General features: G+C 46.8%; 7 protein-coding genes. All 7 read left to right on the forward strand.

Annotated features, from left to right (window positions below):
* Window positions 1-18 precede the first annotated feature (18 nt).
* The 7 genes from rplN to rplR are packed head-to-tail and all read left to right on the forward strand — an operon-like array spanning window position 19 to window position 2,910.
* The gene (gene rplN / locus V7D78_RS16710; protein WP_046555271.1) at window positions 19-387 is read left to right on the forward strand and encodes a 50S ribosomal protein L14; all 369 of its coding nucleotides are present in this window, start codon (window positions 19-21) and stop codon (window positions 385-387) included.
* Between the two features lie 9 nt (window positions 388-396).
* On the forward strand, window positions 397-711 hold the full coding sequence (rplX, locus tag V7D78_RS16715) for a 50S ribosomal protein L24 (protein WP_333609587.1): 315 nt from the start codon (window positions 397-399) through the stop codon (window positions 709-711).
* Between the two features lie 19 nt (window positions 712-730).
* On the forward strand, window positions 731-1,270 hold the full coding sequence (rplE, locus tag V7D78_RS16720) for a 50S ribosomal protein L5 (protein WP_333609588.1): 540 nt from the start codon (window positions 731-733) through the stop codon (window positions 1,268-1,270).
* Window positions 1,271-1,281: 11 nt separating this feature from the next.
* On the forward strand, window positions 1,282-1,587 hold the full coding sequence (gene rpsN / locus V7D78_RS16725; RefSeq protein WP_333609589.1) for a 30S ribosomal protein S14: 306 nt from the start codon (window positions 1,282-1,284) through the stop codon (window positions 1,585-1,587).
* Window positions 1,588-1,608: 21 nt separating this feature from the next.
* Window positions 1,609-2,001, forward strand: coding sequence for a 30S ribosomal protein S8 (gene rpsH, locus V7D78_RS16730; protein ID WP_333609590.1), 393 nt, complete (start codon window positions 1,609-1,611; stop codon window positions 1,999-2,001).
* A 15-nt stretch (window positions 2,002-2,016) separates the two neighbouring features.
* A complete protein-coding gene (gene rplF, locus V7D78_RS16735) occupies window positions 2,017-2,550 on the forward strand; it encodes a 50S ribosomal protein L6 (RefSeq protein WP_333609591.1) in 534 nt (177 codons plus the stop codon).
* A gap of 9 nt (window positions 2,551-2,559) precedes the next feature.
* Complete coding sequence (gene rplR / locus V7D78_RS16740; protein ID WP_333609592.1) at window positions 2,560-2,910, forward strand: 50S ribosomal protein L18; 351 nt, start codon at window positions 2,560-2,562, stop codon at window positions 2,908-2,910.
* Window positions 2,911-2,929 lie beyond the last annotated feature (19 nt).

Consider the following 2,929-nt stretch of genomic DNA (forward strand, 5'->3'; position numbering starts at 1 on the left):
GAATAGCGGAGCACTAAGATGATCCAGATGCAATCTATGCTGGAAGTCGCAGACAACAGCGGCGCGCGCAGCGTAATGTGTATTAAGGTCTTAGGTGGTTCGCATCGCCGTTATGCTGCAATTGGTGACGTCATCAAAGTTACTGTTAAGGAAGCAATTCCTCGCGGTAAAGTTAAAAAAGGTGATGTTCTGAATGCAGTGGTGGTGCGTACACGCAAAGGCGTACGTCGTCAGGACGGGTCATTAATCCGTTTTGATCGCAATGCAGCAGTATTATTAAATACCAAGCTGGAACCGATCGGCACACGTATTTTTGGACCTGTTACACGTGAACTTCGTGGCGATAAGTTTATGAAGATCGTGTCTCTGGCACCAGAAGTACTGTAAGGAGTCACCATGGCTAGTAAAATCCGTCGTGATGATGAGGTTATTGTTCTTACTGGTAAGGACAAAGGTAAACGTGGCAAGGTAACTAAGGTTATTCTTGACGAAAATCGCGTTTATATTTCAGGCGTAAACCTGGTGAAAAAACACCAGAAACCAGTCCCGGCTATTAACCAGCCAGGCGGTATCGTCGAGAAAGAAGCCTCGATTCATGTATCAAATGTAGCGATCTACAACTCTAAAACGGGTAAAGCAGATCGTGTAGGTTTCCGTTTTGAAGATGGTAAAAAAGTTCGCTTCTTCAAATCGAATAATGAAGTAATTTAATTGCTATTGGAGTAATACGATGGCGAAACTGCATGAAATTTATAAAGACACCGTAGTCCCAGAACTGTTTAAACAGTTTGGCTACACCAGCGTCATGCAAGTCCCTCGGATTGTTAAAATCACGCTCAATATGGGTGTGGGTGAAGCAGTTGCAGATAAAAAGATCCTTGAAAACGCCGTTGGCGATTTGGCCGCTATTTCTGGTCAAAAGCCACTGGTAACCAAGGCACGTAAGTCTGTTGCTGGTTTCAAAATCCGTGAAGGCTACCCTATTGGCGCGAAAGTGACCCTGCGCGGCGAGCGTATGTGGGATTTCCTGGAACGTTTAGTGTCTATAGCTATCCCGCGTATCCGTGATTTCCGTGGTGTAAACCCGAAATCATTTGACGGTCGTGGTAACTACAGCATGGGCGTACGTGAGCAAATCATTTTCCCAGAAATCGAATACGATAAAGTAGATGCAGTACGTGGTTTAGATATCACTATTACGACTACCGCTCGTACCGATGACGAAGGACGTGCTTTACTTGCCGCGTTTAACTTCCCGTTCAAGAAATAAGGTGTAGGGTCATGGCAAAACAATCAATGAAAGCGCGTGAATTCAAGCGTGCACAACTGGTAGCCAAATTCGCTGCAAAGCGTCATGAACTGAAAGACCTGATTGCCAATCCAGCCACTTCTGATGAAGATCGCTGGGCAGCAGTTCTTAAGTTACAGACGTTACCGCGTGATTCAAGCCCTTCACGTCAGCGTAATCGTTGTCGTGTGACAGGTCGTCCACATGGTTATCTGCGCAAGTTCGGTATGAGCCGTATTAAGGTTCGCGAAGCTGCAATGCGCGGTGAAATTCCTGGCCTTCGTAAGGCTAGCTGGTAAGAATCACGGGAGTAACGAGCTATGAGCATGCAAGATCCAATAGCGGATATGTTTACTCGCATCCGCAACGGCCAAGCTGCCAATAAAGTTGCGGTTAAAATGCCATCTTCAAAAATGAAGGTGTCAATCGCGAAAGTATTAAAAGACGAAGGTTACATCGGCGATTTCGCTGTTTCTGGTGATGTTAAGCCAGTACTGGAAGTGACATTAAAGTATTTCCAGGGCAAATCAGTTATTGAAACTATCGATCGTGTTAGTCGGCCAAGTCTGCGAATCTATAAGAAGAGCGGCGAATTACCTAAGGTAATGGGCGGTTTAGGTGTGGCCATAGTGTCAACATCTAAAGGACTAATGACTGACCGCGCAGCGCGCAAGGTTGGTATCGGTGGCGAAATCATCGGCTACGTAGCGTAACGGAGGTAGTAATCTATGTCTCGTGTTGCTAAAGCCCCCGTCACTCTGCCAGCAGGCGTTACGTTAACGCAAAATGGTCAGGTAGTGACATTAAAGGGCAAAAACGGCGAGTTAGCATTAAATGTTAACCCTGCAGTTGAAATCGTTGTTGATGGTAACGTACTTCGTACTGTTCCACGCGATGGTTTCGCCAATGCAGACGCACAAGCGGGTACTGCCCGTGCACTTATCAACAACCTGGTAACTGGTGTGAGCGAAGGCTTCTCTCAGAAACTGGAATTAGTTGGTGTTGGTTACCGTGCAAAAGCTGAAGGTAAGGTGTTAAACCTGAGCCTGGGCTTTTCTCACCCGGTGGTTTTTCAGGTACCTAACGGTATCACTATTGAAACCCCTACCCAGACTGAAGTCTTGGTAAAAGGTGCCGACAAGCAATTAGTTGGTCAAGTGGCTGCAAATATCCGGGCATACCGTAAGCCAGAGCCTTATAAAGGCAAAGGTGTTCGTTATGCGAATGAAAACGTGCGTCGTAAAGAAGCGAAGAAAAAGTAGGGTAGGACGATGGATAAGAAACTTGCTCGTCTGCGCCGTGCCAAACGCACTCGCAGAAACATTATCGAACAAGGTGCGAATCGCTTGGTGATACACCGTACACCACGTCACATTTACGCCCAGCTTATCGCACCAAATGCTGAAGTGATTGCTGCAGCTTCTACTGTAGAAGCGTCAATCAAAGAGTCATTAAAGTACACTGGTAACGTAGATGCTGCTAAGGCTGTAGGTAAAGCGATTGCCGAACGTGCAGTAGCCAAAGGCGTTACTGCTTGTGCTTTTGACCGCAGTGGCTTCCAGTATCATGGTCGCGTACAAGCTTTGGCTGACGCGGCGCGTGAAGCCGGTCTTCAGTTCTAGGAGTAGCTCATGGCTAACG

The sequence above is a fragment of the Arsukibacterium sp. genome (genome assembly GCF_036735525.1).
Lineage (GTDB): Bacteria > Pseudomonadota > Gammaproteobacteria > Enterobacterales > Alteromonadaceae > Alishewanella.

Excerpts from the sequence above, each read along its gene's own strand:
- rplN (WP_046555271.1), top strand. The coding sequence starts at position 19 with ATGATCCAGATGCAATCTATGCTGGAAGTCGCAGACAACAGCGGCGCG.
- rplX (WP_333609587.1), top strand. The coding sequence starts at position 397 with ATGGCTAGTAAAATCCGTCGTGATGATGAGGTTATTGTTCTTACTGGT.
- rplE (WP_333609588.1), top strand. The coding sequence starts at position 731 with ATGGCGAAACTGCATGAAATTTATAAAGACACCGTAGTCCCAGAACTG.
- rpsN (WP_333609589.1), top strand. The coding sequence starts at position 1,282 with ATGGCAAAACAATCAATGAAAGCGCGTGAATTCAAGCGTGCACAACTG.
- rpsH (WP_333609590.1), top strand. The coding sequence starts at position 1,609 with ATGAGCATGCAAGATCCAATAGCGGATATGTTTACTCGCATCCGCAAC.
- rplF (WP_333609591.1), top strand. The coding sequence starts at position 2,017 with ATGTCTCGTGTTGCTAAAGCCCCCGTCACTCTGCCAGCAGGCGTTACG.
- rplR (WP_333609592.1), top strand. The coding sequence starts at position 2,560 with ATGGATAAGAAACTTGCTCGTCTGCGCCGTGCCAAACGCACTCGCAGA.